This window comes from Paenibacillus doosanensis (genome assembly GCF_025060755.1).
Lineage (GTDB): Bacteria > Bacillota > Bacilli > Paenibacillales > NBRC-103111 > Paenibacillus_S > Paenibacillus_S doosanensis.
In genome coordinates, this window is the sequence record NZ_JANYUY010000004.1 from 184,029 (window position 1) to 208,584 (window position 24,556).

Below are 24,556 nucleotides of genomic sequence, written 5' to 3' on the forward strand. Positions count from 1 at the left end.
CGTGACCTGCGGCGGTATTGCACACTTCGTCGTATTCCGCTCGGCGTCATCATTGTATCATACGGAGGCTCCGCCCGCTAAGCTAAGATTCGGCGGCGCCTCCCTGGCAGACGCGGAATAGAGAACAAACCGATTCAAGCCGCCTCACGGGCCGCTGACGGCTGCCCGTCCTTGCTTCTCGACAAGATCAGGTTCAGCGCAATCGCCGTTAGCGAGCCGGATACGATGCCGTTTTGCAGCAGCATTTTGGCGAAGTCCGGCAGCTGATCGAACATTTGCGGCAGCGTGGCCGAGCCGAGTCCGACGGCAATGCTGCAAGCGGCGATAAGCAGATTGCTTTCCTTGCGCAGATCGACCTCGGACAAGATCGAGATGCCGGAAGCCGCTACGGAGCCGAACATAACGATCATCGCCCCGCCCAGCACGGCGTTCGGAATGACCGTCGTTAGCGCCGCCAGCTTGGGCAGCAGGCCGAGAACGACCATGATGCCGCCGGCGGCGAAGATCACGTCGCGGGTTTTGACCTTCGTCAGCGAGATCAGCCCGACATTCTGGGAGAATGCGGTATAAGGAAATGCATTGAAGATCCCGCCGAGCATAATGGCAAGCCCTTCGGAACGAAGGCCGCTGACGATCTGCTTCGGCTCGACCTTCTGATCCGTCGCTTTGCCGACCGCAAAATAGACGCCCGTCGACTCGACCATGCTGACGATGTTGACGATAATCATCGTGAATATCGCGGTAATGCTAATTTGCGGAACCCCGAAGTAAAACGGCTGGGCGATGCTGACCCAGGACGCCTGCGATACCGAAGTGAAATGGACGATGCCCATCGCGTAGCCGGCGACGGTTCCGGCGACCAGACCGACGAGCACCGAGATCGAGCGCAGGAAGCCTTTGGCCAGACGGTTGACGAGCAGAATGACGACCAGCGTTCCGAACGCAAGCAGCAGGTTATGAAGCTGGCCGAAGTCCGGGGCTCCTTGACCGCCTGCGGCGTTGTTCATCGCAACCGGAATGAGCGACAGCCCGATAATCGTGACCACAGAGCCGGTGACGATCGTCGGAAAAAACCGGATCAGCTTGCCGTACAGAGGCGCCGCCAACACGACGAACAGCCCGGAAATGATGATGGCTCCGTAAGCGGTAGCCAGATTCGAAGCGGATGCGACCGCGATGATCGGCCCTACCGCCGTAAACGTACAGCCCAGGATCACCGGCAGCCTGCTGCCGAAATATCGGGTCCCGAGCACCTGCAGGATCGTCGCGATGCCGCAGGTGAACAAATCCGCTGCGATCAAATAAGCCATCTGGGCATCGCTCAGCTTGAGCGCTCCCCCGACGATAAGGGGCACGATCACCGCGCCCGCATACATCGCCAGCACGTGCTGGAAGCCCAGCGTAAGCACTTTTCGTTTATTTAACATCCGCATTCTCCTTGAGCCGATCGGCGCTGTCTTCCTCGATGAAATGAACCTCGCCCGGCGCCATCGAAGCGATTCGGGCCAGCGAATGGACGCGCACGCCCCGGCGTTCCAGCAGGCTGCGTCCTTCCTGGAAGCTCTTCTCGATCACGCAACCGACTCCCATCAGCTCAGCCCCCGCTTCCCTCACGATGTCGACCAGTCCGACCAGCGCTGCGCCGGTAGCGAGAAAATCGTCCACGATCAGCACTTGATCCCCCGGGCCCAAATACTTCTGCGAAATGCTCACCTGATACGTTTCTCCGCGGGTAAAAGAATGCACCGGCGCCGAATACACCTGCTCGGCGAGCGTAACGGCTTTCTTCTTCTTGGCATACACGAAGGGAACGTTCAGCGCGATTCCAGCCGCCATGGCGAACTGAATGCCGCTCGCTTCAATCGTGAGCACCTTGGTGATCGGCTTGTCTGCGAAAATCCGCGCAAACTCGCGCCCGATCTCCAGCGCCAGCTGCGTATCCACTTGATGGTTCAAAAACGAGTCGACCTTCAGCACCGTATCGGAGAGAATCAACCCTTCCTTGCGAATGCGTTCTTCCAGCAATTTCATTGTCCGTATACCGCTCCTTTTCCTCATGCAAAAAGGGACAGGCTCCTTGAGCTGTTTCTCTCAAGTGAAGCCTGTCCCTCCGGGCTTTTATCCCTTATGGTGTGGCACGGCAAGGTGCCTGCATCGCTCGGACCCGCCTTTCTTCCCGAAGAGGAAGAAACGAAAGTCCCGGATGCGCTGTCACTCATAGTCGGACAATTGCAGTGGTCGTCCGGTAGAAACTTATGGGCCATATCCCCAAAATTATACGAGTCGTTTGAAGTTATATACATGTATAGTACACACTCTTCAGCACCGTTTCAAGAGGAAATTATCGTTATTCCGACAATATTCGCGCTTTATCGCCCGTTGACTCCGAAAGTTTCGCTCCGCGCGCTGTCCAAGCGGCGAATACGCACCGGCCGCAGCGCGGCCAGCGGCCGGTCTCCGGCCTATTCGGGACGGTTCGCCGTCCCGCTTCCGGTGAGGAAAGGCGTCGTCACATTCTCGTACATCAGATGCATCGTCATACCCGACGCGGCGTGAGCGAGATTGTGGCAGTGATCCATCCAGATGCCGGGGTTATCGGCGCGAAACGCCACTTCATAGACATCCCCGGGCCGCACGTCCAGCGTATCCGACCACCAAGTCCCCTTCACAGGCCTGCCGTTATGCGAGAGCACCAGCATACGATGGCCGTGCAGATGCATCGGGTGATCGACCGCGCTTCGATTGATCAAGGTCGTCTTCACCAGATCGCCTTCGCTCACCATAAATGCGGGCGTATTCGGGAACACTTCTCCGTTCATCGTATACAGCATGTCGAACTGCCCGTTGTAGAAGCCGAGCTTATTATCCAAAATCATCGTGAACTGCCGGTCAAAATGACTGTTCGCATCAAACGGCGTCACAGCCTTATCGCCGTAATCGGACGGATCGAATACGGGCATCGTAGAGGCGCTTGCCGCCGTATCCGGAACGGCGCCTTGCCCGTCCGGGCTCAGGAACAGCCCGACCTTTCCTTTGGCCCCCGCGTCCAAAAACACCGGATGATCCGGCATCGTGAAGGTGACATCGTACCGGCCGCCTGTCGTCAGCGTCAGGAGCACATTCTCCATCAGGCCGGGCCGGTACAGGTCGGTGCCGTCGATAGAAGCGACCTGGAACGGCGTTCCCGCAAGCACGAACCGCTGCCTCGTCCAATCGTCGGTATTGATCAGCCTGAGACGCACGGGCGTCCCCGGCAGCACGCTTACCCGCTCAACCGTATCCGACGCGCCTACGGCTAACGTCTGATCCCATCGATGGGTCATCACCGTAAAATCATATACTTTGGGATCGGCGCCCGCACTCGGCTCGACGATCAAGGAACCGAACAGTCCCTTCTGCACCGCTTCCTTGGACTGCTGATGCGAATGATACCAGAAGGTGCCCGCTTGCTCCGCGACAAACCGGTACGTATGCGTCTGCCCCGGCATAACCGCATCCTGCGTCACTCCGGCCACGCCGTCCTCGGCATTCGGAACATCGAGCCCGTGCCAATGGATCGTTGCCCCCTGCTCGATATTTTTGTTCACCAGCGTAACTTCAACGAGCTCCCCTTGCTTCACCCGCAGCTCCGGGCCGGGAATTTGGCCGTTGTAGGTCCAAGCCTCCACCGTCTGGCCTGAACTGAGCCTGACCGTCTTTTTCTCCGCGGTCAGGGTGAACTTGCGGTCGGGCTCGCCGGTTCGCGGTCCGGTAAGCCCGGTGACGGACACCGTCCCCGCGAAGGCGGCGCTTCCCGACGTAGCGGTATAATGGGCGTGCCCGCCCGCCGCGGCCCAAGCCGGAGCCGCCCCTCCGCCGCCGTAATCGGCGGGCCCGGCCATCATATTGAAGCGCTCGGGCAGCAGACTGTTTAGCATCGCCAGATAGAGCAGCCCCGCTGCGGCCGCCGCCGCGACAGTCGTCATGCCCAGCGCCTTCAGCCCATGCAGCCAAGGGCGGAAGCGAAGCTCCGCATCCTCCCGGCTTGCGCTGCGCGAGCGGCTTCCGTGGCGTACGGCGAGCGCGGCGACAAGCAGAACATATACGGCCAGCGGAATCGCATCCGTCCACTCGAACGGGACCGGCGCCGTAAAGGCCATATAAAGCGCGGTCAACGCCCCAAGCGCCGCCGCCTGAAAGGGCAGGACGATGCCGGGGGCCGCGGCGAGCCCGCGCAAGCCGGGCTGAGGCGCTTCCTCCGGCGCCGGCTTAGCCTGCCTCCGGACGCGCCAGAGCATCGGCAGAGCGATGAAAAGAATCGACAGCGCCGGTATGCCGATTAACGGCGCATGCAGATACACCCGGTCCTGCCAAAATTCCGGCAGCATCGTCTGCATAGCCCAGCCGACGGCCGCCAGAACGCCGGAGGCGGCAAGCACAATAACGGCGGCCCATATCATGAGCCCGCCTGCCTTGCGGTGCAGCTCAAGTCCGGTGGCGCCGTATACGAGACGGTACGCTTTGCTTGCGGCTATCCAGCTTAAGAGCAGTACTATGAGCAGGCCCCCCGGCTCCGCCTGCATAATCATCGTATTCAAAGATAAATCCCCTTTCTTATGCCAACGCTTACGTTCATCTATTCCTGTCATTATTGTAACTGTATACGGAAAGCGCCAAAACCACCCCAGGTTGGAGCCCAACCTGGACTTAAGGCGAGGATGAGCTCCAGTCTTTGGTACGGCGGAATCGAACCATCAGACTTCCTGCGCCGCGGGAAGACGCCGTTTCATCATGAGGGACGGGCATTCTTTTTGTTTGACAATAAACGAATGATCGTTTAATATAAACGCATGAGACTAAAAGACGATAACAAAACCGAAGCAATTTTCGAAGCTACGATTCAGCTTCTGAACGAGATCGGCTTCGCCGAAACCTCCATGTCCAAGATCGCCAAGCGAGCCGGCGTATCGGCGGCGACCATCTACGTTTATTTTCAGAACAAAGAGGATATGCTCGGCAAGCTGTACTTGAATGTGAAGCAGCAGATGAGCCGCCGGATGTTTCAGGGCTTTGCCGACACCGCTCCCGTTCAGGAAGGCTTTGAGCTTGTCGTGCGGAACTATTTGGAGTTTATTTTGAACAACAAGGATGAATTTCTATTCATCGAGCAGTTCACCAACTCTCCGCTTCTGCAAAATCTTTGTCTGGAGGAGAGCGGGTCGTTGTTTAACCCGATTTATGAGCTGTTCGAGCAAGGAAAGCGGCAGGGACTGTTTAAACAAGAGGATACGCGGCTGCTCATTACTTACGCCATGTTCCCGCTGGCGCAGCTGGCCAAAGACCACTACAACGGAACCTTTCCTTTCGACCGCAGCAAGATGTCTACGGTGATTCAAATGAGTTGGGATGCTATCAAAGCATAACAACTTGTTTTTTATCCATAAATAAACGAACATTCATTCATTCATTAATTTTAACTCGGAGAGGAGCTTTTATCTATGTCTGCACAAAAAGTATGGTTAATTACAGGTACTTCTACCGGTTTGGGGCGCAGCTTGGCCGAAACCGTCATCGCCCGGGGCGATATGCTGGTCGCTACGGTACGCAATCAAGGGGCTGGCCGAGAGCTGACGGAGCTGGCTCCGGACCGCGTCAAAGTCGTCACGATGGACGTCACCGACGCCGCGGCTATCCGCTCGTGCGTTCAGGAAGCCTACCGCGCCTTCGGGAGAATCGACGTTCTCGTCAATAACGCAGGCTACGGCCTGTTCGGAGCCGTCGAGGAAATTACGGAGGAGCAAATACGCAGACAGCTGGAGACGAACTTGACCGGCTCGATCCTGATGACCAAGGAAGTTTTGCCTCGGATGCGCGAGCAAAGATCGGGGCACATCATTCAAATTTCCAGCGTCGGCGGGCAGCTGGCCACCCCGGGTCTGAGCATCTATCACGCCACCAAATGGGGAATCGAAGGCTTCTGCGAAAGCCTGGCGGGAGAAGTCGCCGCCTTCGGCATCAGAGTGACGATCGTCGAGCCGGGCGGTATCCGCACCGATTGGGCGGGCCGGAGCATGGATCACGGCGACATCCTCGCCGCTTACGAAGGCACTCCTATCGCCCAAATACGCCAAATGCGAGAGGAGCTCGTCCCTTCCGGAGATCCGGACAAGATGGCCCGCGTGATCGCCGGCCTGACGCTTCGCGACGATGCCCCGCTGCGGCTTACGCTCGGCAGCGACGCCTATACGTTATTGCAGCAAATTTTGCCGAAGCGTCTGGAGCAATTGGAAGCCGAGAAGGAGCTGACTTTATCCACGGACACTGAACATGCAGGAGCCGCTTCGGACGGCTGGAAGCAGCTACTCAAATAAATCGGCGCGAAGACAGCAGCCGCTGCTCCGGCTTCATACGGGGCGGCGGCCGACGTCTGCCATTCACCTCCCGCGTTATAGCTACCGTATTCCGAAGTTCCGCAAGCCGTCAATCAGGCCAAGCTGCCGCTCCCGGCCCCTGCTTCGGCACATAGCGGTACGCCTCCAGATCAATCTTCCCTTCCCCGTTCACCGGAACCCCTTCACCGCTCAGGTGCAGCGTCTGCAGAAACCGGCCCTCTTCATCTTGAATGGCGATCTCCCCTTTGGCGTTGACGACCCGGTGCCACGGCAGCCTATGGGCTTGGCTAAGCGAATGCAGTATCCGCACGACTTGTCTGGCCCCTCGGCGGCTTCCCGCCAGCTCCGCAATTTGCCCGTAGGTCATCACGTACCCTTCAGGAATCGCCTGAATAATCTCAATAACTCTCTTCGTAAAGGGCTGCATCGCCGCGCCTCCTCATTGTCTCGACATACCGCAGTCCATCGCGCCGCTTCCCGGCGCAATTGTTACGGCAAGCGGTGCAGAGCCTGCAAACCGGCCGCTTCATCCGGCAGAAAAAACACCTGCTTGCCTTGGTTGCACTCATAAATAAAATCTTTGAGGCTCTTGCTCTTGTAACCGGAAAAATCCCCGATTATCGCAATTTTGAATTGGTACTGCGTATACTTTTGCAAAATCTCTCCGGCCAGTTTGGTGCTTAAGTCGAAGAACGTCTCCGTGATGCAGCCTTTCTCGATGACCATCTTGTCGCACTGCTCCGTATAACTCACTGTAGACATCAGATCCAGGGCATCTTGCGTGTCCTTGATAAGCACGTCCTTGCTTATGACGACAGCGACCTTCGAATCGCCTTGCCGATCGACGCGAATGTCCATTTTTGCCCCCCCTCTCTCGTTTCAATTTTTTGTAAAATTGAGCGTTTGCTCTATTTTAACATAAACGTCCCGCACGCGAAAAAAACATGCCGGCGCCGGCATTTCCTATACGCCCGAAAAATGAGTAAACTAGAAGTACGACAAGGAGGCGAAATCCAATGGCCGATTCGGCAAACCATATGGAAATTGGCATTAGCACATTTTTGGAGACGACACCGGACCCGGTGACAGGAGAGGTGATCAGCCAAGCGGAGCGGCTGCGCCATGCGGTGGAGGAAATTGTCTTGGCCGACCAGGTCGGGCTCGACGTCTACGGCATCGGAGAGCATCACCGTCCCGATTATGCGGGCAGTTCGCCCGCGGTCGTGCTCGCCGCTGCGGCGGCCATGACCAAGAACATCCGACTGACGAGCGCGGTTACGGTCTTATCGTCGGACGACCCTGTCCGCGTGTACCAATCGTTCTCGACGCTCGACGGCATATCGAACGGCCGGGCGGAGATTATGGCGGGCCGCGGCTCGTTCATCGAATCGTTCCCGCTCTTCGGCTACAGTCTCGACGATTACGACGAGCTGTTCGAGGAAAAGCTGGAGCTGCTGCTCGCAATCCGCGCTTCGGAGAAGGTCACATGGCGAGGCGGCCATCGCCCGGCTATCCGCAATCTCGGCGTGTACCCTCGCTCCGTCCAAGACCCGCTGCCCGTATGGATCGCCAGCGGCGGCAATCCGCAGTCCGCGGTCAGGGCGGGCATGCTGGGGCTTCCGATCGCCTTCGCCATTATCGGGGGCGTGCCGCAGAGCTTCGCGCCGCTGGTCGCCCTGTATAAGGAAGCGGCCGCGCGCGCCGGCCACGATCCGGCCAAGCTGCAGATCGCCACGCATTCGCACGGCTTCGTGGGGGATACGAGCGAGCAGGCCGCCGACCTCTTCTTCCCTCCGACACAGGCGCAGATGAACGTCATCGGGCGCGAGCGGGGCTGGGGGCAGCCGTACAGCCGCTCTACCTTCGACGCCGCACGCAGCCTGCGCGGCGCTCTGTACGTCGGCGATCCCGAGTACGTGGCGGAGAAAATCGTATTGCTGCGCAAAAATCTGGGGGTAACCCGCTTCTTCCTGCACGTCAACGTCGGTACGATGCCGCACAAAGACGTGCTGCGCTCCATCGAGCTGCTGGGCACCCGGGTTGCGCCAATCGTGCGCAAGGAGCTGGCACGAAGCTCGGAATAAGGTGCCTGAGTATTTGTGCGGAGCGTTTCCGCAAGCCTAAACAAAGGCTTCGGAGCGCTTCGCGCTATTTTTTTGCCGTATAACGCTTGCCCGGCTTCCCCATGCGGACGGACACCACACATTGTGCCGTAGCGCTCCTCCCTCAAGTTTTAAAGAAAACGCCTCGTGGAATAATACCTTTACCAATTATTTTATCGTTTAGGAAAGGCGAACTCCGTATGAATAATAAGAAAGGTAGGCGGCTGTCCGGCTCCAGCTCCGGTTCCAGCTCCACATTCGCTGCGACGGTCAAGCAAGCTTTTTCAATTACCCAAAGCCCTCTCCCTTGGGAAAAAGCCATCTGCGCCGCAATAGCTTCCGGCTGTCCGGTCTTAGCAGGATTGCTGCTTGGACATTTGCAATACGGACTGACAGCGGGAATCGGAAGCTTCACCTATCTGTACACCTTTAACGTTCCTTATGCCCATCGAGCCAAGAAACTGTTCTTCACGTTTCTCGCGATGTCCCTGGCCGTTGGACTCGGGACTTTGCTCTCCCCCTTCCCGCTAGCCGCTGCCGCGGCCGTGGGGTTGATCGGAGCGGCAGCCGTATTCGTCTTCGGCGCTTTTCAAATCGCAGGACCTTCGGCCATTTTTTTCGTGCTGGGATTTCTCATGTCGTCCGGCATGCCGGAAGCGCCTCAGTTAGCTCCTCTGCGCGCGGGGCTTGTTTTTCTGGGAGGGGCGTTCTCCTGGATGCTGGCCATGACCGGCTGGTTCGTGCGGCCTCACGGTCCTGAGACCGCGGCTGTTCGAAGGGTGTATACGATATTGGCCGACCTGATGGACTCAGCAGGCACCGAGCGTTTCAACGAAGCGAGGCAACGATTGCTCTCTACGCTGAATGCAGCGGGAAATACTTTATCGGCGGGGCATCTATCTTGGTATATCCCCCATCGGTTCAAAAGGCTGGTACGGTTAAATGATCAAGCTCATACGATATTTTTGTACATCCTTGAGCGCGGGGAACAGCGAACGGATAAACTTCCGCAGTCGCTGGGAGCTTATGCCCGGTCGATCGCGGCCTCGTTAGAACGCAATGATGACCGTGCCGTCGGCGCAATCCGACCGCTAAAGCCGGAAGACGAAGACGCTCAACGGCTGTTTGAGTTGTTGACTTCCACCGAAGCCATTTTGACGAAGCCTTCATCCAAGCTTGATCCGGACATTTTCCTATCCAAGCCGTCTGCGCGGACTCTGCTGGGAGGAGCCTTCGATAAAAACTCCATCGTGTTCCTTACAGCCATAAGATACGGAGTCGTCCTCGCCGCCGCTGCCGTGATCGCCGGTTCCCTCCACTTTCGTCATGCTTATTGGGTGCCTTTATCCTGCGCAGCCGTGATGTCCGGTTCGACTATCGTCGCCACCTTTCACCGCGCCATCCAGCGTTCAATCGGAACGATCGCGGGAATCGTTATCGCAACCCTTATTCTGTCCGTTAAGCCCGAAGGGATGATCATCGTGATTGCATTAATGATATTTACGGCACTGACGGAGTTCGCCATAGTTTTCAATTACGGAATCGCTGCGCTCTTTATCACCTCCAACTCCTTGCTGATGGCGGAAAGTACCTCTTCCTTGTATGATTTCGCCTATTTTGCAACGGCGCGAATCGTCGATGTCGTGATCGGAGCAGCCATCGGCTTGGTCGGCGTTCTATTGATAGGCTCAAGACAAGCGTCAAATCTGCTTCCCCATCTTATAGCCAAAACCATTCGCAGCGAGCAGCAGCTTCTGTTCGCCCTCTTCTCAGGTGAACGAGCGACCTGGCCTGCCGATGCGCGCTCGATAGAGCGAAGCAAAATGCGGACCAATATAACGAATTTGAAAATCGTATATACAACCGCATTGGGGGAGATTCCATCAGACGCCAGATCCTTGGAGCTTCTATGGCCTGCTATGTTTGCCATTGAGCAGCTCGGGTACTTGCTTGAATCGGGTCTTAAACAACTGGACCGCCCGGTTCTCGAGGACAAGAATCTTGCTCAATTGCTGCTTGTTTTTGAATCGATGGCCGGCGCCGCCGAGCAAAAACGTCCTCCCTCCGCAAATCCCGTCCCTCAGATTGAAGGGTTCGCCAATATCACGAAGGAAATGAGCGATTTGCAGCATGCGCTTCAAAAAGGATGGGCCACATAAGGGGGATGGGGAATCCTTCCAAATGGAAAAGGGCACCCCGAGTGAGGGTGCCCTTCTTAGCGGTGAGGAGCCTTGGACGGCTAACCTCCCATAGAACTGCTTGTCCAGCCGCAGCTGAAGCTTAAAAAGCTATGCCGAAGTGGATTAAGCTTTGTTGGAAGAACCGAATTCGCGCATTTTTCCGATAACCGTTTGTTTGATCGCTTCACGGCCTGGAGCCAAAAATTTACGAGGATCGAACACTTCCAAATCGGTCGTCAAAATTTGACGAGCTACTTTCGTAAACTCGATTTGGTTTTCGGTGTTCACGTTGATTTTTGCCGTTCCGAGCGAAATCGATTTCTTGATTTGATCCGTAGGAATGCCTGTACCGCCGTGCAATACGAGCGGCAAGCTTGTACGCTTGCAAATTTCTTCCATTTCCTTGAAGCCAAGGTTCGGTTCGCCTTTGTAAGGACCGTGAACGGAACCCAAAGCTGGAGCCAGACAGTCGATTCCCGTTTGTTTTACCAGCTCGACACACTCGCTAGGATCTGCGTAAATAACGCCGTTTGCCACTACGTCGTCTTCTTGTCCGCCGACCGTACCCAGCTCGGCTTCGACCGAAACGCCGCGCGCATGAGCGTATTCAACCACTGCTTTCGTCGTTTTCACGTTGATATCGAACGGATCATGCGAAGCGTCGATCATAACGGAAGTGAAGCCTGCGTCGATAGCCGCTTTACATTTTTCCACGCTGGAGCCATGATCCAGATGGATAGCTACCGGAACCGTAACTTTCATCTCTTCTACAAGAGCTTTTACAATAGCGGTAACGACGGTGAATCCTCCCATATAGCGAGCGGCGCCCTCGGAAACACCAAGGATAACCGGCGATTGCTCTTCTTGAGCAGCGGCCAGAATGGCTTGCGTCCATTCCAAGTTATTGATGTTGAACTGACCAACCGCATAACCTTCTTGCAAAGCTTTGTTTAACATTTCTTTCATTGATACCAATGCCATAGAGGATTAACCACCTTTTACATAATGTATTACTTCTTCTTAATACTTTACTCTCCAAACACGGGTTGTGCAACCTTTGTTTCATTATAATGACCGAATTTGCAGCCGGTTAACCGCCGGAGCGGCGGTTCATTTTCCCGTATTCGCCCTGCATTTTCACTGGCAATAATCCGGCAGGCCGTGAAAAAAACGCCATAAAGCGGTTTCATATATAAAACCTATGCCGGACATCGCAGGAATCGGTTTCCCATGCAAAAACAGCCACCGCCGGGCTCGGCGATGACTGCTTGTTTCAATAACGGCCCGCTATCAATCGTTTAACGTCACGTTGCACCAAGTGCGCTGGTCGGATGGCGTAATCAGCTCGATGCCGAAGCTTTGCAGGTTCCGCTTCGAATAATCGAAGGCGCCGTCTGCCAGCTTGGCGTGCGGCTCATAATGAAGACGCATCTGCTCGTCGATCCAAATTTTATCCTTGTCCGCTTCATCCATAACGCTCCATTTGGGCGGATATTTATTGTCCGTGTCGATGACCGCTTTGATTTTAAACGCGCTATTGACCTTGGTAAAATCGGTAATTTTATTGTCGCTCGTATTTTGGTATTTATGCCCGAATTGGTCCGTCGTTTGAATAAAGTACTTGAAGAAATTGCTCTCGTCCTTCTGATCCTGGCCGTTAAAGTCGCAGAACCTGAGGAATTCCCAAATCGTCGGGCTGCCGGCCAAATAATCCGCGCCTTTGATTTCTTCGACCGTTCCGTCCAGCTTGCGGATTTTGTAAACGGTGCTCAGATTGAAATTCATCGTCGGGTTTTTGATCGCTACCGCTTTGGCTACCGGCTCCTCATAAACCGCTTCGACCTGCTGCTTCTTCAACGTTTTCTCGCCGCTCGGCGTATGGAACGTGACATTGACGTCGAACAGATCGGACGACGGCTCGACGCCGTACGCTCTATACACGGGGATGCCGTTGGAGTTTACGCCTGGGGCGCCCATCAGCACGCCGTCTTGCGTAGCGGCGATTCCTTGCACGACGGAGACCGGTTTGCCGGCGTCGTCTTTGAGCACTTTCGTAATATCGACTCTGCGCTTTTTATCGTCGGTGGCGATAATGTTGACTTCTTTGCCGTAGTACGGATAGCCGGCATTTACCGCGTCAATATCCGTCGGGCTTGCGATAAGCTTTTGTTCGGACAAATACTTGCCCGCGGCAAAATGCGTTGACAGCATATCCACCTCGTATTTCATCACCGCATCATGGTCATTCCAATTGTACACATCCAGATTGGCCGCTGCCGAAGCGATTTCCTGCCCCGTATCTTGATTGACAACGACGGCGGAAACCTTATAATTGGAGCCTTCCGGATCTACCGGCGTATGGTTGGATTTGATCATAAATTTATAGAAATCCCCGCTTTTCCCGATGGGGAGCTCCCAAGTATGCAAACGCCCTTCCGTTCCGGAGGCAGCCTGCCCTTCGTCCCACGGCGTATCGAAAATCCCCCCTGCGCTTTGCAGACTGGGGCCGCCGGACAGCCGCTCCAGCGCATACTTGATGACGTAATGGCCGGTATCCTGCGAAGACGGCGCTTTAAACACTTTGCCGTACTGATCCTTAACCGTGAAGGTGAAGCCGAGCGGCTGCTCGTTCTCGACCAGCATGGCCATATCCTTCGAGCTGACTTCGATGCTTGCCGGAACGCGCATAGACGATACCTGGAACGTTTGGCTGACGACGGCATTATCCTCCGAAGAGTAAGGCAGCTTGACGGCGATGGTAGCATCTCCTGCCGCCTTCACTTCCTTGACGACAATTTTGCCGAGCCCATTGTCGCTCTGCCCGATGGCCGGGGTATCGAGCATAATTCCGCCCGCGGCCGCAACATCGATGAACCCGCTGCTGTACAGCGTTTCGATCTGGCTCGGCGTAAACTCGTAACGGTTCGGCCCCGTTACTTTCAAGGAAATGACCGGCTGCTGGCCTGTCGTCGTAATTCTCCCTTCAGCGTCATAGTAGGTATCCCCTGCGCTCAGATTAGGGTCCTTCGCGTTCAGTTCGATGCCTGTAGGCGCCACCGGGATACCGGGAGGCAGCGCGGGGTCCGCAGCGTCTCCGCCGCCGTCCGCCGCTCCGGGCGCAGCCTGCTTCGCATTGTAGGCGGCCAACGCCAGCATAAGGCGGCTGGCCTGCTGCCCGCCCCCGAAGCCTCCGTCCGCGGAGCCGTCCATCAGCTTCTTGTCCTTCGCCAGCGCGACATAGCCGTTCGCCCAGTCGTCCACGGTCGCGTCGGCGATCGGGGCCGACTTCTTGGCGGCTGCTTCCCACCCAAGCCCGCGAATCAGGAACGCGGCCAGCTCCTGCTTCGTCACGGGGCCCGCCGGTTCATACTGCTTCCCTTCGGCATCGACGCCGTTCGTAAGGCCTGCCGTTCTCAGCGCTTCGATGTAAGGCAGCGCGTAGCCGTTGGCCGGATCATCCGCATTCACATCGGCAAACGTTGATTGAGTAAGCGTTTTATCCACAGGTAACGAGAAAATGATGGCCGCAACCTTGGCGAATTGCGCCCGGTTCATAGGATCGTCCACACCGAACGCGTCGTCCGAGACCCCGTCGAGCACGCCGCCGCGGATTAAGGCGTCCAATTTATTTTTTACGTCTTGCGGCAAGCCTGCCGTATCTTGGAAACCGGCTGACGACTTCGTTACGGCGCCTTCATCCGAGACCGGAGCAGAACCCGAGGCGACGGCAGCATAGTCCGCATACGCAACAGGAGCTAAGGAAAGAACCATAGAGCTCAACAGTACTAACGACGATAATCGTTTCATATTTCGTGCACACCCTCCGCTTTTTCGAGATTGGAATTTCCGTCTGCAGCTTAGGAAAAGACCGGACTGCCGCCTCCTTCCCTGAACGACTCAATATAAGCATGCTAACAAGTATAACGGGGAATCGAGCGGGCAATGTAAGCGATATCAATCAAAATCATAGGGCTACCGTATCATTTATGCCGAGCGCGGAATATCCTGCTTCTGATTCGGCAAGCCGCATAGCCTCCGGGATAAGGGTCAGGCCGCCCGTGCAGGTAAATTGCGGGTTAGAGGCGAATAATTACCCACCGGTAAATTATGGCGCCGATAATAGCTGACCGGGCAGCACATACCGTTGAAAGGAGAGCGGTCGTTATATGTTTTCATTGTATATAGCGGATGATGAAAGATGGGTTCGGCAGGGTTTACGCTCAACGATCGATTGGCGCTCTGAAGGGATCGAGCCTATAGGGGAAGCCGAGGATGGATTGGAAGCGTTCGATTTTATCACCGCTTATACGCCGGACATCCTGGTAACGGATATTAAAATGCCGGGGATGGACGGTCTGGAGCTTATGGCTAACTTGAAGCAGCGGAATATAAAAACCAAAGTCATTTTTATCAGCGGGTATACCGATTTCAGCTATGCCAAGCACGCCGTCAAGCTGGGGGCCTATGATTACGTCGTTAAGCCGATCGAAGAAGACGTTTTACTCGATGTGGTCCGCAGGTGTACGGCAGATCTCGCTCAAGAGCGGGAACAAAACAAGCGGCTTGAACGGATGGCGGAAAGTATGCGGGAATGCTTGCCGTTAGCCCGGCAGCGCCTGCTCGAAATGCTGCTGTTTAACGAGTCGCATGCTCCGATCGATTTATTGCCGAAGTGGGAGACGCTCGGCATCAAGCTGGACCCAAGCGGCATTCAAGTGCTGGCCGTAGCCGTGCAATGCTGGGGGGAGAAAGGGACGAGCGAGAAGTCGCGCTCGTTGGTACGTATCGGGTTAGCCAATATCGGCGAAGAGATCGGAGGAAGCTGGGGAAGCGTCCTCGGTTGCCCGCTTGATCACCACGAGATCGATGTTATTCTGCTCTTATCTCGCCAAGCTTGCTCCGCGGCGGAATCGCAAGCCTGCGGCGATCCGCTGTTATCGGGCTTATTGCAGTTTGTCGAAGCCGCCAAGCGCTACCTGGGCGTCGATATCAATGTCGGAACCAGCCGCCCCCGGGACGTATCGAATTTATCCGTGTCATGCCATGAAGCGCTGCATGCACTAAGCTGCGGCTTTCTCGAAGGCAGCGGCCGCGTATATGAAGCCGCCAAGCTGCCGTTCATCGACGAGGGCGGCGCCCCGGATTATACCGGTCCCGGCGATGTCTGGATGAACCGGTTCATCAATGCGATCAAGCTGGGCGACGAGGAAAAAATGAAGGAACAGCTGGAGGAGCTTGAACATCATCTTCAGTCTGCGGTCTCCTCCATGAAGCCGCTGCAGTTAAGCCGCGGATTAACGGCACTTGTCAAACAAGTGACGGACAAGCTCGACCTAACCGGAGCGGAGGATGCCGCCGCGCGGGAAACAGTGGCAAGGCTGAAGAAGGAGGCGGCGGCTTTGCGGCTGCAATTGCCCCGCATCAAGGAGCTTCTGCTGCCCTTTTTCATCCAAGCGAGCGCACAGGTCGGCCACAAGGATTCCCTCAAGAGAAATATTCAATTAGCGATCGAATATATTTGCCGGCATGATCTGCAGGATATCTCGATGAACGAGGTCGCAGGCCATGTCCACTTGAACCCGTCATATTTCAGCAAAGCCTTCCACGATGAGACGGGCGAAACCTTCAGCAAATTCATCATGCGCCAAAAAATCGCCAGAGCCAAAAAACTGCTGAAGCTGACGACCATGAAAGTATATGAAATCGCGGCGCAAATCGGTTATACGGACTTACGTCATTTCGTGCGGATTTTTAAGGAGTCGGAAGGGATCACGCCTTCTCAATATCGGGATAAAGGTTGAGGGATAACCCCGAACCCGGCACTTCCTGGCAAGGGAGCGAGCGGTAAGTTATGTTCAAGTGGAGGTTAAACTGGAATTCCGTCGGATTCAAACTATTTATCGTCTATTTCGGCAGCATCGTCATTTCACTGCCGATCATAGGGATGTTATCCTACAATAAATCCAAAGCAACGATCGAATCCAAGGTCGGCGGCTTTGCGCTGGACAGCGTGAAGCAGGCGAATTACCGGCTGAATATGCTTTTGAAAGACTATGAAAACCGTTCGGCGCTCATATTCAGTCTTAAAGAACTGCAGAAGGAAATCAAAAATCAGTTCGACGATAATTACAGTCATATTCGGAATGTCGATTATATCAACAAGTTTTTCAGCGACTTTATTAATTCCCAGAACGATACGGTCAATCTTTATATTTTCGGAGAATACGGCAGCTCGATGCGCTATTCCACGGTATCTACGACGATCTCCATGCCGATCATTAATATATTTCAGGACGAGCCGTGGTACAAGCAGGTACGCGATGCCGACGGAGCCGTTGTTTGGCTCGGCCATCAAGCTCCATTCGCTCCGCATGACGGAAATGAAATGCCGGTCTTTACTTTTGGGCGGGCCATCAAAGATTTGTCGGGCAATATGGATATCATCGGTATTTTCTTATATGACATCAACATGGAGGAAATCGTCCAAATTTTAAGCGATATTAGCGTCCATTCTCCCGGACAGTCCTTCATCATTAACAAAGACGGCGTCATTATCGGCGATTCCGACGGAACGCAATACAAGCAGATGCTGCCGATCAAGCTTCCGGATGACGAGAGCGGGATGGAGACCGTCCAGCTTGACGGCAAGGAGCAGCTGGTCGTTTACGACAGCATCGCGAATACCGATTTCAAAACCGTCAAGATCGCCTCCATCGACGAATTGCTGGAAGACTCACGCCACATCGGCATATACACGGTTTATTTAATCATCACGTTTGCGGTCGCTGGAACCCTGCTAGCTTTCGCTCTGGTGCGTCATATGAATAAACCGATTTACTTGCTGCTGCAATTTATGAATAAGGTAAGAGACGGGGATATGAAAGCGCAAATTACGGATCGCCGGAAAGATGAATTCGGCCTTTTGTTTGAGCATTTCAACCTGATGGTCGCTCATATGAAAAACCTGATTGAAGAGCTGTATATTCAGCAGCTGTTAAAAAAGGACATTCAGATGAAAATGATGGTATCGCAAATCAATGCGCATTTTCTGTACAACACGCTGGATTCTATCCATTGGATTGCGCGGGTTTATAAAGCCGACGAGATCAGCTCCATGATCTTCCACTTGTCCAAATATTTGCGCCTGTCCCTGAATGAAGGCCGGGATATCGCCACCGTCCGGGAAGTGATTGAACTGGTCGAAAGCTACATTTCAATTCAAAAGGTGCGGTATCAAGATAAATTCGACGTGCAGATCGACGCCGCTTCGGACGTGTATGATTGCATGGTGCTTAAGCATATTTTTCAGCCTCTTGTGGAAAACGCCATTTACCACGGCATCGAAAAGAAAAAAGGCAAAGGTTACTTAAGGATCTGTTGGAAAAAAGACGGCGATTCGCTTGTTTTTTCGGTTGAGGACAACGGAGCCGGCATCGCGGAGGCGAAATTGTCGGAAATCAGAAACGTTCTGGAGAACGGAGAATTCATCAGCGAAGGAAACTTCGCCTTGAAAAACATTAATTCCCAAATCAAGCTCGGTTACGGCGAGCCGTACGGATTGGACATCGAAAGCGAGCAAGGAGCCGGAACCCGGGTAACCGTCAAGATTCCGCTAAATGCCGCGCAAAATGCCAAAAATAACAACACTAAAAACAAAATGGGCCCCGTTACCTGAGTTTCATAAAATTCTTACAATATTCCTAGACCCGCTAACCTGTGTCACGACAGCTTGCAAGCGCTGTCACAACAGTCCTTTAAGGAGGTTCTAGGAATGAAGAAACCGTTGAAAACGATTCTGACTGCGGTCGCCTTGACTACGGCATTGGCAGGCTGCAGCAGCGAACCGGCGGCAAGCACGCCGGCAAAGTCGAAAGGCGCAGGGCCGGTGAACCTGACGTTCTGGCATGCTATGGGGGGAACCAATGAAGAAGTTGTCAAGAAGATGGTTCAAAGCTTTAATGAAACCGTCGGCAAGGAGAAAGGCATCGCCATTACTCCGGTGTTCCAGGGAAGCTACGCGGATCTGCTGAAAAAAGTGAAGGCTGTCGTCCAAGCGAAAAACGAAAAGGACTTCCCCGATATCGTGCAAATCCCGGCCTCGGACACCTCGTATATTAAGGATGTGCCCTCCGTCATCTGGGCGCAGGACCTGATTACGAAAGACCCTTCGTTCAAAGCGGCCGACCTGGAGCCCAATACGCTCGCAGGCTTCAGTTTCAAAGGCAGACAAGTCGGCATTCCGTTTGCGAACTCGACGATCCTGCTCTATTACAACAAAAATGCATTTAAAGAAAACGGCCTGGACCCGGACAAACCGCCGCAAACGATCGATGAATTAGGCAAGTATGCAGCGGCGCTAACCAAAAAGACCGGCAGCCAGGTTACCCAATGGGGCTTTGCCGCCAATCCGGACCAGTATCACCTGTCCAGCTGGATCGGCATGCAGGGCGCGTACATCGGCAATAACAAAAACGGCCGCGCCGATGTCATGACCGCCGTCGAATACGATACGAACGGGACGATGAAGAAATTTTTGACCGAGTGGAAGAAAGCCGTCGATGCCGGCGGTATTCTGACCGGCTCCGATGTCAAAGCGGACGAAGAGTTCGCGGCGGGCAAGCTGGCGATGTTCGTCGGCTCGACCGCGTCGCTCAGAGGCACGCTGACCAAGGTCGCCGACAAATTCGAAGTGGGCACGGCCTTCTTCCCGAAAGTCAATGCGTCCGACAAAGGCGGAGTTGCCGTCGGAGGCTCGGCGCTCTATATCATGGACAAGAAGGATCAGGCGGCTGTCGACGCCTCGTGGCAGTTCCTGAAATACGTAACGACGCCGGAATCCCAGTTCGTGTGGCATACGGGTACAGGCTACTTCCCCGTAAATACCAAAACGTACGATCTGCCTCAAATGAAAGAGCATCTGACGAAAAATCCGTTATTTACTACGGCTATCGACCAGCTGCACGCATCGTCGCCGGAAAACCAGGAGCCGATGGGACCGGTTAGCGCCGAGTTCAGCAGAGCGATATTGGAAGAGACCTTGAATTATATTCAAGGCAAGAAGAGTATCGATCAGGCGATTACCGATATGGCTAGCGCAAGCAATAAGGCGTTGAAGGACTATAACCGGGTAAACAATATCAAATAACGCGGGAGGTAAGTCATGGCGACGAATATGACTTTGATGACATTTAATCTGAGAACCAGCCGCGCGCCGGACGGAGATAACGCGTGGATGTACCGTTTCGAACAAGCGGCCGAAATGATCAGGGAGCATGATCCGCTGCTTTTCGGTACGCAGGAAGGGCATGTCGGCATGCTGGAGGATCTTCGGCTAACCGACTATCAATGGGTCGGCGAAGGACGCCTGGGAGAGGACCAAGACGAGCTTAGCGCGATTTTTTTCAAGCCTGGCTTGACGGAGATGGTGGAGCACGGAACCTTCTGGCTGTCGGAGCAGCCCCAGGTTCCGGCAAGCGTCAGCTGGGACAGCTCCCTGCCGCGCATCTGCACATGGGCGCATGTGCGGCATAAAGCAACCGGCGCGGAGCTGCTGTACTTCAACACCCACCTGGATCATCGGGGGCAGCAGGCACGGGAACAGGGAGTCCGGCTTATCTGGAGCCGGATTAAGGAAATGCGGGCGGCCAAGCGGCTCCCCGTCGTTCTGACGGGAGATTTCAACGCGGAGCCGGACAATGCGGCGATCCGCTTCATGAGGGGACAGCTCGCCGGGGAAGCGGAGCAGGCGGAGATGACGGACGTCTATGCCGCCGTGAAGGGGCCTGTCGGCGCGACATTCCATAACAGCTTCTGCGGACGCGAGGAAGGGCAGCCGATCGACTACATTTTTGTCACTCCGGATGTGCAGGTGGAATCCGTGCTCATCGATCGCCGCAAAATCGGCGGGCGTTATCCTTCCGATCATTATCCGGTCGTAGCGCAGTTGGTTATACCTGCGGCGCCGTTATGGAAGGAGCAGGAAGCATGAATGTGAGCGCCCCCGCCAAAAGCACGGGATTAAACTATCATGCCGGCAAAAAAAGATGGAAGGAAACCGTCAAACCGTACTTATTTATGCTGCCGTGTCTTGTCTTCGTTTTCCTGTTCACTTACTATCCCTTTGCCAAGACGTTCTACTTGGGCTTTACCTTGGTCGATTTGAACGGGAACCCGATTGAATTCGTATGGTTCGAAAACTTTATCAATATTTTCGGCGACCATCGATTGCTGCAAACCTTTTTCAACACTCTGAAATATACCGTCATTACGGTTCCGGGAACGTTGATCATCAGTCTCGTCCTGGCCTTGCTAGCGGAAAAGAAACGCAAAGGCATCGGCATCTACCAAATGCTATTCGCTTTGCCGATGGCGGTATCGATGTCCTCGGCGGCTATGATCTTTCAATTGATTTTGAATCCGTCGATAGGCGTATTCAACGCAATGACCGGACTGAGCATCAACTGGTTCGGCGACGAGAAATATGCGATGGTCGGTATCGCCATCGTTTCGATCTGGATGGGCATCGGCTTCAGCTTTCTGTTTCTGCTGGCGGCCGTCCGCAACGTTCCCGAGGAGCTCTTGGAAGCGGCGGAGATGGAAGGAAGCAGTTACGTGCAGTCCCTGCTTCACGTCAAGCTGCCGCTGATGTCCCCCACGCTCTTTTTTCTAATTATTACCGATTTGATTCATTCGCTGATGGTGTTCGGGCCTGTTATGGTGTTAACGAAGGGCGGACCGATGGGGTCCAGCGAAACGATGATCTACCGGATGTACATTGAAGCCTTCGAAAATGCCCGCTACGGCTACGGAAGCGCCGTCGCTATCGTGATCTTTATTATTGTCATGATCTTTACCCTGATTACCTTTGTGTACGAAAAGAAAGGAGTGCATTATTCATGAGAACTGCCGGAACAATGCGTGACTTTCTATTTTCGACACTATGCGTCATCATTGGCATCATCGTCATTTCCCCGGTCATTTATTGCGTCAGCGCCAGTTTCATGAGTCCCGGCGACTTAAGCGCCTTTCCTCCCAGATGGTTTCCCAGCAATGTATTTCTGGACAACTATAAGACCGTTTTTACGTCAACGCCGCTGGTCCGCTTTATATGGAACTCCTTCCTGATTGCGATTGTCGGCACGGCGGGCCGGCTCATTACGAGCAGTCTGGCGGCCTATGCATTTTCGTTCCTTGAGTTTAAAGGGAAGAAGTTCTGGTTCCTATTTATCCTCGGCACGATGATGATTCCCGGCGACATGCTCATCATTACCAACTATATTACCGTGGCCAATATGAAATTGATTAATACTTACTCCGGCGTCATCATTGTCATGATGGCTTCCGCGACGTATATGTTCATCTTGCGCCAGCATTTCCTGACCATTTCGAGAGAATACCGGGATGCGGCCTTTATTGACGGATGCGGCGATTTTCGCTTCTTCACCAATATGCTGGTCCCGATGTCCAGGTCGATCCTGGCGTCGATATTCATTGCGTCGTTTATCGCTTTGTGGAACACCTACTTATGGCCTTTATTGGTTACGAATTCGGAGCATATGCGGACGGTGCAGGTGGGAATTACGATGCTTCAATTTTCCGAGAGCGTTATTTACGGTCCGATTATGGCGGGAGTTACTATTATTCTGGTACCTTCCATTCTCATCTTTTTTATATTCCAGAAGCAGCTCGTTCGCGGAATCACATTAGGGGGATTGAAAGGATAGATGATGGAAGGAGGCTTTAGGCATGGGCAAAATTCAATTGATTGCGCTCGATCTGGACGGGACGCTGCTGAACAAGCATTCCACCGTGTCGGATGAAAATCGTAAAGCGATTGCACAGGCGCGCGCGCAAGGGGTTACGGTGATTGTCGCGACGGGACGGGAAATGCAGAGCGCTAAGCCCTACTGGCGGGATCTGGAGCTCGAATCTCCGCTTGTAACGGCTAACGGAAGCGAGGTATGGACCTCTTCGGGCGAGCTGCATCAACGTCATACGCTGGACGGCACGATTATCAAGGAGCTTCACGATATTTCGCTGGAAGAGGGCTGCTCCTTCTGGGGTTATACGACGGAGGGAATGATCACTGCAGAGAATTGGAGCGGCATTACGGATGAGTCCGTTTGGCTGAAGTTCGGTTATTTCTCGAAAGATCCGATCTTGCTGCAGCGGGTACGCGCAAGAGCGGAGAAGGCGGCTTCGGTCGAGATTACCAATTCCCACCCGAGCAATATTGAGATTAATCCCGCAGGCATCTCCAAGGCGAGCGGTATTCTGGAAGTATGCGGGATGTATGGCCTGGAGATGTCGCAGGTGATGGCCGTAGGGGACAGCTTGAACGACAAGGCGATGCTTCTCGCGGCAGGAATGGGCGTGGCGATGGGCAATGCGCAGGACGAGGTGAAACGGCTTGCGCAAGCGGTTACAGGCAGCAATGCGGAGGATGGAGTGGCGCAGGCGATCCGCCGGTATGTCCTGGAGGCAGCCGACTAAGCGTTTGAACCGAGGGAGGTCAGAATGATGAGACGTCGCCCGAAGAGCTTCTTACCGGTCATGCTCATACTCATGTTCATTCCACTTGTACTTGCTGGATGCAATAGCGCCATCCTGGAACAAACAGCAGATGCAAAAAGCGCGGGGAGAGACAAGAAGCAGCAGGTGACGACCCTTCATTTCTGGTTTTCCATCGGCGGCGAATTTCAAAGGGACTTTCAAAAATACGTTATTGAAGAATTCGAAAAGACGCATCCGGGGATCAAGGTCAAGCTGACGATCGCCGAGGACGCCGATAAAACCCATATTTCGGACAAGCTGCTGGCCGCTATTGCAGGTAAAAGCTCTCCCGATGTCGCCGTCATCGACCGGTTCACGATAGGCTCCATGGCAGCCAAAGGGGCCGTTGAGGATATTAGCGACCTTGTCCGTCGAGACGGGATTCAGGCGGCGGATTACGATCCCGGGGCCTGGGAGGAAGTCCGTTATCAGAACAAGGTATATGGATTGCCCTTTCTCGCCGATACGCGCGCCATGTATTACAATAAGACGCTAATGCGAAACGCCGGGTTGAACCCGGAGCGACCGCCCGGAACGATAGAAGAACTGGACGATATGGTGGAGAAATTATTTATTAAGAACAGGAAAGGAAAGTATGAGCAGGTCGGATTCGTGCCTTGGATGGGCCAAGGGTCTTTATTTACCCATGCCCTTAACTTCGGCGCCCGGTTTGCCGGAGATAACGGCGAATTCGATCTTAGCGAGCCGCAAACCGCGCAGGCGCTGAAGTGGATGACTTCATACGCCAAGAAATACGATATCGCCAACCTGTCGGAATTTAGCGATACGACGGCCCAGATCGGGGTCAGCCCGTTTTGGACGGGAAAGATCGGGTTTGTCTTCGAAGGCAATTGGATTCTGCGGGACCTGGAGAAATACAGGCCGGAGTTTGAGTGGGGCGTGGCTCCTATGCCGTCTGTCCATGACAGCCCGCAGACCTCCTGGATCGGAGGCAACGCCATGATTATACCGAAGGGCGCCGTCCAGCGCGAATTGGCTTGGGCCTTCATCAAGTATGCGGCGCAAAAAGACGGGAATTTCCGATGGGCGGAGCATGCGGGCGGAACAGGCTTGATGACGTCGATGCCCGCGGTCAATGAGCGGCTCGGGCTATCGCAGGACCACAACATGAGGGTATTTCTCGATCTTATGAGCACCTCGCAGATCAGGCCCGTTTCGCCGGCGGCTTCGTTCTATTGGGCCGAAACGTACCGCATTCGCGATCTGGCTATTAACGGAAAAGGCGCACCCGCCGCGCTGCTGCAAGAAGCGAAGGATAACATCGGCGCCGAGCTTGCCAAAATAAAAAGGCAGGAAAAATAAGCGTTACCCTTCGCTTCCGCTGCATGTC

The 24,556-nt window shown here is 54.6% G+C and carries 19 protein-coding genes and 1 riboswitch; of the genes, 12 read left to right on the forward strand and 7 right to left on the reverse strand.

Annotation, left to right across the window (positions count from 1 at the left end; all coding sequences use genetic code 11):
- Positions 1 to 134: 134 nt before the first annotated feature.
- From N0M98_RS05905 to N0M98_RS05915, 3 genes are all read right to left on the reverse strand, one after another.
- The gene (locus N0M98_RS05905) at positions 135 to 1,427 is read right to left on the reverse strand and encodes a nucleobase:cation symporter-2 family protein (protein WP_259617225.1); all 1,293 of its coding nucleotides are present in this window, start codon (positions 1,425 to 1,427) and stop codon (positions 135 to 137) included.
- On the reverse strand, positions 1,417 to 2,031 hold the full coding sequence (locus tag N0M98_RS05910) for a xanthine phosphoribosyltransferase (RefSeq protein ID WP_249860410.1): 615 nt from the start codon (positions 2,029 to 2,031) through the stop codon (positions 1,417 to 1,419). Before N0M98_RS05910 ends, N0M98_RS05905 begins: the two co-directional genes overlap by 11 nt.
- Before the next feature lie 167 nt (positions 2,032 to 2,198).
- Positions 2,199 to 2,302: riboswitch (purine riboswitch) on the reverse strand.
- 160 nt (positions 2,303 to 2,462) lie between these two features.
- Positions 2,463 to 4,568, reverse strand: coding sequence for a multicopper oxidase domain-containing protein (locus N0M98_RS05915; protein WP_259617261.1), 2,106 nt, complete (start codon positions 4,566 to 4,568; stop codon positions 2,463 to 2,465).
- Positions 4,569 to 4,829: 261 nt separating this feature from the next.
- On the opposite strand from N0M98_RS05915, the gene N0M98_RS05920 reads away from it, so the two are divergent.
- Both N0M98_RS05920 and N0M98_RS05925 read left to right on the forward strand, forming a co-directional pair.
- Positions 4,830 to 5,402 carry a TetR/AcrR family transcriptional regulator gene (locus N0M98_RS05920; RefSeq protein ID WP_259617226.1) on the forward strand — a complete coding sequence of 191 codons (573 nt, stop codon included), beginning with the start codon at positions 4,830 to 4,832 and terminating at the stop codon, positions 5,400 to 5,402.
- Between the two features lie 75 nt (positions 5,403 to 5,477).
- Positions 5,478 to 6,350 (forward strand): SDR family oxidoreductase, encoded by an 873-nt coding sequence (locus N0M98_RS05925; protein ID WP_259617227.1) that lies wholly within the window; start codon positions 5,478 to 5,480, stop codon positions 6,348 to 6,350.
- A 109-nt stretch (positions 6,351 to 6,459) separates the two neighbouring features.
- Here N0M98_RS05925 and N0M98_RS05930 read toward each other — a convergent pair whose 3' ends face one another.
- Positions 6,460 to 6,798, reverse strand: coding sequence for an MGMT family protein (locus N0M98_RS05930; protein ID WP_249860407.1), 339 nt, complete (start codon positions 6,796 to 6,798; stop codon positions 6,460 to 6,462).
- 62 nt (positions 6,799 to 6,860) lie between these two features.
- Positions 6,861 to 7,229, reverse strand: a complete 369-nt coding sequence (locus N0M98_RS05935) for a DUF4180 domain-containing protein (RefSeq protein WP_249860406.1) — start codon at positions 7,227 to 7,229, stop codon at positions 6,861 to 6,863.
- 158 nt (positions 7,230 to 7,387) lie between these two features.
- Here N0M98_RS05935 and N0M98_RS05940 point away from each other — a divergent pair, with 158 nt between their 5' ends.
- The gene (locus tag N0M98_RS05940; RefSeq protein ID WP_249860405.1) at positions 7,388 to 8,455 is read left to right on the forward strand and encodes an LLM class flavin-dependent oxidoreductase; all 1,068 of its coding nucleotides are present in this window, start codon (positions 7,388 to 7,390) and stop codon (positions 8,453 to 8,455) included.
- A gap of 218 nt (positions 8,456 to 8,673) precedes the next feature.
- Positions 8,674 to 10,632 (forward strand): FUSC family protein, encoded by a 1,959-nt coding sequence (locus N0M98_RS05945; RefSeq protein WP_259617228.1) that lies wholly within the window; start codon positions 8,674 to 8,676, stop codon positions 10,630 to 10,632.
- 144 nt (positions 10,633 to 10,776) lie between these two features.
- Here N0M98_RS05945 and N0M98_RS05950 read toward each other — a convergent pair whose 3' ends face one another.
- Positions 10,777 to 11,634 (reverse strand): class II fructose-bisphosphate aldolase, encoded by an 858-nt coding sequence (locus N0M98_RS05950; RefSeq protein WP_259617229.1) that lies wholly within the window; start codon positions 11,632 to 11,634, stop codon positions 10,777 to 10,779.
- 309 nt (positions 11,635 to 11,943) lie between these two features.
- Positions 11,944 to 14,460 carry an S-layer homology domain-containing protein gene (locus tag N0M98_RS05955; protein ID WP_259617230.1) on the reverse strand — a complete coding sequence of 839 codons (2,517 nt, stop codon included), beginning with the start codon at positions 14,458 to 14,460 and terminating at the stop codon, positions 11,944 to 11,946.
- A gap of 359 nt (positions 14,461 to 14,819) precedes the next feature.
- Between N0M98_RS05955 and N0M98_RS05960 the strand changes: the two genes are divergently transcribed.
- The 8 genes from N0M98_RS05960 (at position 14,820) to N0M98_RS05995 (ending at position 24,528) form a co-directional block, all read left to right on the forward strand.
- Positions 14,820 to 16,454: a response regulator transcription factor gene (locus tag N0M98_RS05960; RefSeq protein WP_259617231.1), complete on the forward strand. Its 1,635-nt coding sequence runs from the start codon at positions 14,820 to 14,822 to the stop codon at positions 16,452 to 16,454.
- A gap of 50 nt (positions 16,455 to 16,504) precedes the next feature.
- Entirely contained in the window at positions 16,505 to 18,328 is a 1,824-nt protein-coding gene (locus tag N0M98_RS05965) for a sensor histidine kinase (RefSeq protein ID WP_259617232.1), read from the forward strand.
- A 96-nt stretch (positions 18,329 to 18,424) separates the two neighbouring features.
- Positions 18,425 to 19,798, forward strand: a complete 1,374-nt coding sequence (locus N0M98_RS05970) for an ABC transporter substrate-binding protein (RefSeq protein ID WP_259617233.1) — start codon at positions 18,425 to 18,427, stop codon at positions 19,796 to 19,798.
- A 15-nt stretch (positions 19,799 to 19,813) separates the two neighbouring features.
- Positions 19,814 to 20,641 (forward strand): endonuclease/exonuclease/phosphatase family protein, encoded by an 828-nt coding sequence (locus N0M98_RS05975; RefSeq protein ID WP_259617234.1) that lies wholly within the window; start codon positions 19,814 to 19,816, stop codon positions 20,639 to 20,641.
- Positions 20,638 to 21,552 carry a carbohydrate ABC transporter permease gene (locus N0M98_RS05980; RefSeq protein ID WP_259617235.1) on the forward strand — a complete coding sequence of 305 codons (915 nt, stop codon included), beginning with the start codon at positions 20,638 to 20,640 and terminating at the stop codon, positions 21,550 to 21,552. The genes N0M98_RS05975 and N0M98_RS05980 overlap by 4 nt, the downstream gene beginning before the upstream one ends.
- Complete coding sequence (locus N0M98_RS05985; RefSeq protein ID WP_259617236.1) at positions 21,549 to 22,376, forward strand: carbohydrate ABC transporter permease; 828 nt, start codon at positions 21,549 to 21,551, stop codon at positions 22,374 to 22,376. Before N0M98_RS05980 ends, N0M98_RS05985 begins: the two co-directional genes overlap by 4 nt.
- A gap of 22 nt (positions 22,377 to 22,398) precedes the next feature.
- Entirely contained in the window at positions 22,399 to 23,145 is a 747-nt protein-coding gene (locus N0M98_RS05990; protein ID WP_259617237.1) for a Cof-type HAD-IIB family hydrolase, read from the forward strand.
- 24 nt (positions 23,146 to 23,169) lie between these two features.
- On the forward strand, positions 23,170 to 24,528 hold the full coding sequence (locus tag N0M98_RS05995) for an ABC transporter substrate-binding protein (protein ID WP_259617238.1): 1,359 nt from the start codon (positions 23,170 to 23,172) through the stop codon (positions 24,526 to 24,528).
- Positions 24,529 to 24,556: the final 28 nt, after the last annotated feature.

Bases quoted from the DNA above. Each gene is read 5' to 3' on its own strand.
- N0M98_RS05915 (WP_259617261.1), bottom strand. From the start codon at position 4,568: ATGATTATGCAGGCGGAGCCGGGGGGCCTGCTCATAGTACTGCTCTTA.
- N0M98_RS05990 (WP_259617237.1), top strand. From the start codon at position 22,399: ATGGGCAAAATTCAATTGATTGCGCTCGATCTGGACGGGACGCTGCTG.
- N0M98_RS05930 (WP_249860407.1), bottom strand. From the start codon at position 6,798: ATGCAGCCCTTTACGAAGAGAGTTATTGAGATTATTCAGGCGATTCCT.
- N0M98_RS05980 (WP_259617235.1), top strand. From the start codon at position 20,638: ATGAATGTGAGCGCCCCCGCCAAAAGCACGGGATTAAACTATCATGCC.
- N0M98_RS05995 (WP_259617238.1), top strand. From the start codon at position 23,170: ATGATGAGACGTCGCCCGAAGAGCTTCTTACCGGTCATGCTCATACTC.
- N0M98_RS05905 (WP_259617225.1), bottom strand. From the start codon at position 1,427: ATGTTAAATAAACGAAAAGTGCTTACGCTGGGCTTCCAGCACGTGCTG.
- N0M98_RS05975 (WP_259617234.1), top strand. From the start codon at position 19,814: ATGGCGACGAATATGACTTTGATGACATTTAATCTGAGAACCAGCCGC.
- N0M98_RS05925 (WP_259617227.1), top strand. From the start codon at position 5,478: ATGTCTGCACAAAAAGTATGGTTAATTACAGGTACTTCTACCGGTTTG.
- N0M98_RS05970 (WP_259617233.1), top strand. From the start codon at position 18,425: ATGAAGAAACCGTTGAAAACGATTCTGACTGCGGTCGCCTTGACTACG.
- N0M98_RS05935 (WP_249860406.1), bottom strand. From the start codon at position 7,229: ATGGACATTCGCGTCGATCGGCAAGGCGATTCGAAGGTCGCTGTCGTC.
- N0M98_RS05985 (WP_259617236.1), top strand. From the start codon at position 21,549: ATGAGAACTGCCGGAACAATGCGTGACTTTCTATTTTCGACACTATGC.
- N0M98_RS05945 (WP_259617228.1), top strand. From the start codon at position 8,674: ATGAATAATAAGAAAGGTAGGCGGCTGTCCGGCTCCAGCTCCGGTTCC.
- N0M98_RS05950 (WP_259617229.1), bottom strand. From the start codon at position 11,634: ATGGCATTGGTATCAATGAAAGAAATGTTAAACAAAGCTTTGCAAGAA.
- N0M98_RS05940 (WP_249860405.1), top strand. From the start codon at position 7,388: ATGGCCGATTCGGCAAACCATATGGAAATTGGCATTAGCACATTTTTG.
- N0M98_RS05920 (WP_259617226.1), top strand. From the start codon at position 4,830: ATGAGACTAAAAGACGATAACAAAACCGAAGCAATTTTCGAAGCTACG.
- N0M98_RS05960 (WP_259617231.1), top strand. From the start codon at position 14,820: ATGTTTTCATTGTATATAGCGGATGATGAAAGATGGGTTCGGCAGGGT.
- N0M98_RS05910 (WP_249860410.1), bottom strand. From the start codon at position 2,031: ATGAAATTGCTGGAAGAACGCATTCGCAAGGAAGGGTTGATTCTCTCC.
- N0M98_RS05955 (WP_259617230.1), bottom strand. From the start codon at position 14,460: ATGAAACGATTATCGTCGTTAGTACTGTTGAGCTCTATGGTTCTTTCC.
- N0M98_RS05965 (WP_259617232.1), top strand. From the start codon at position 16,505: ATGTTCAAGTGGAGGTTAAACTGGAATTCCGTCGGATTCAAACTATTT.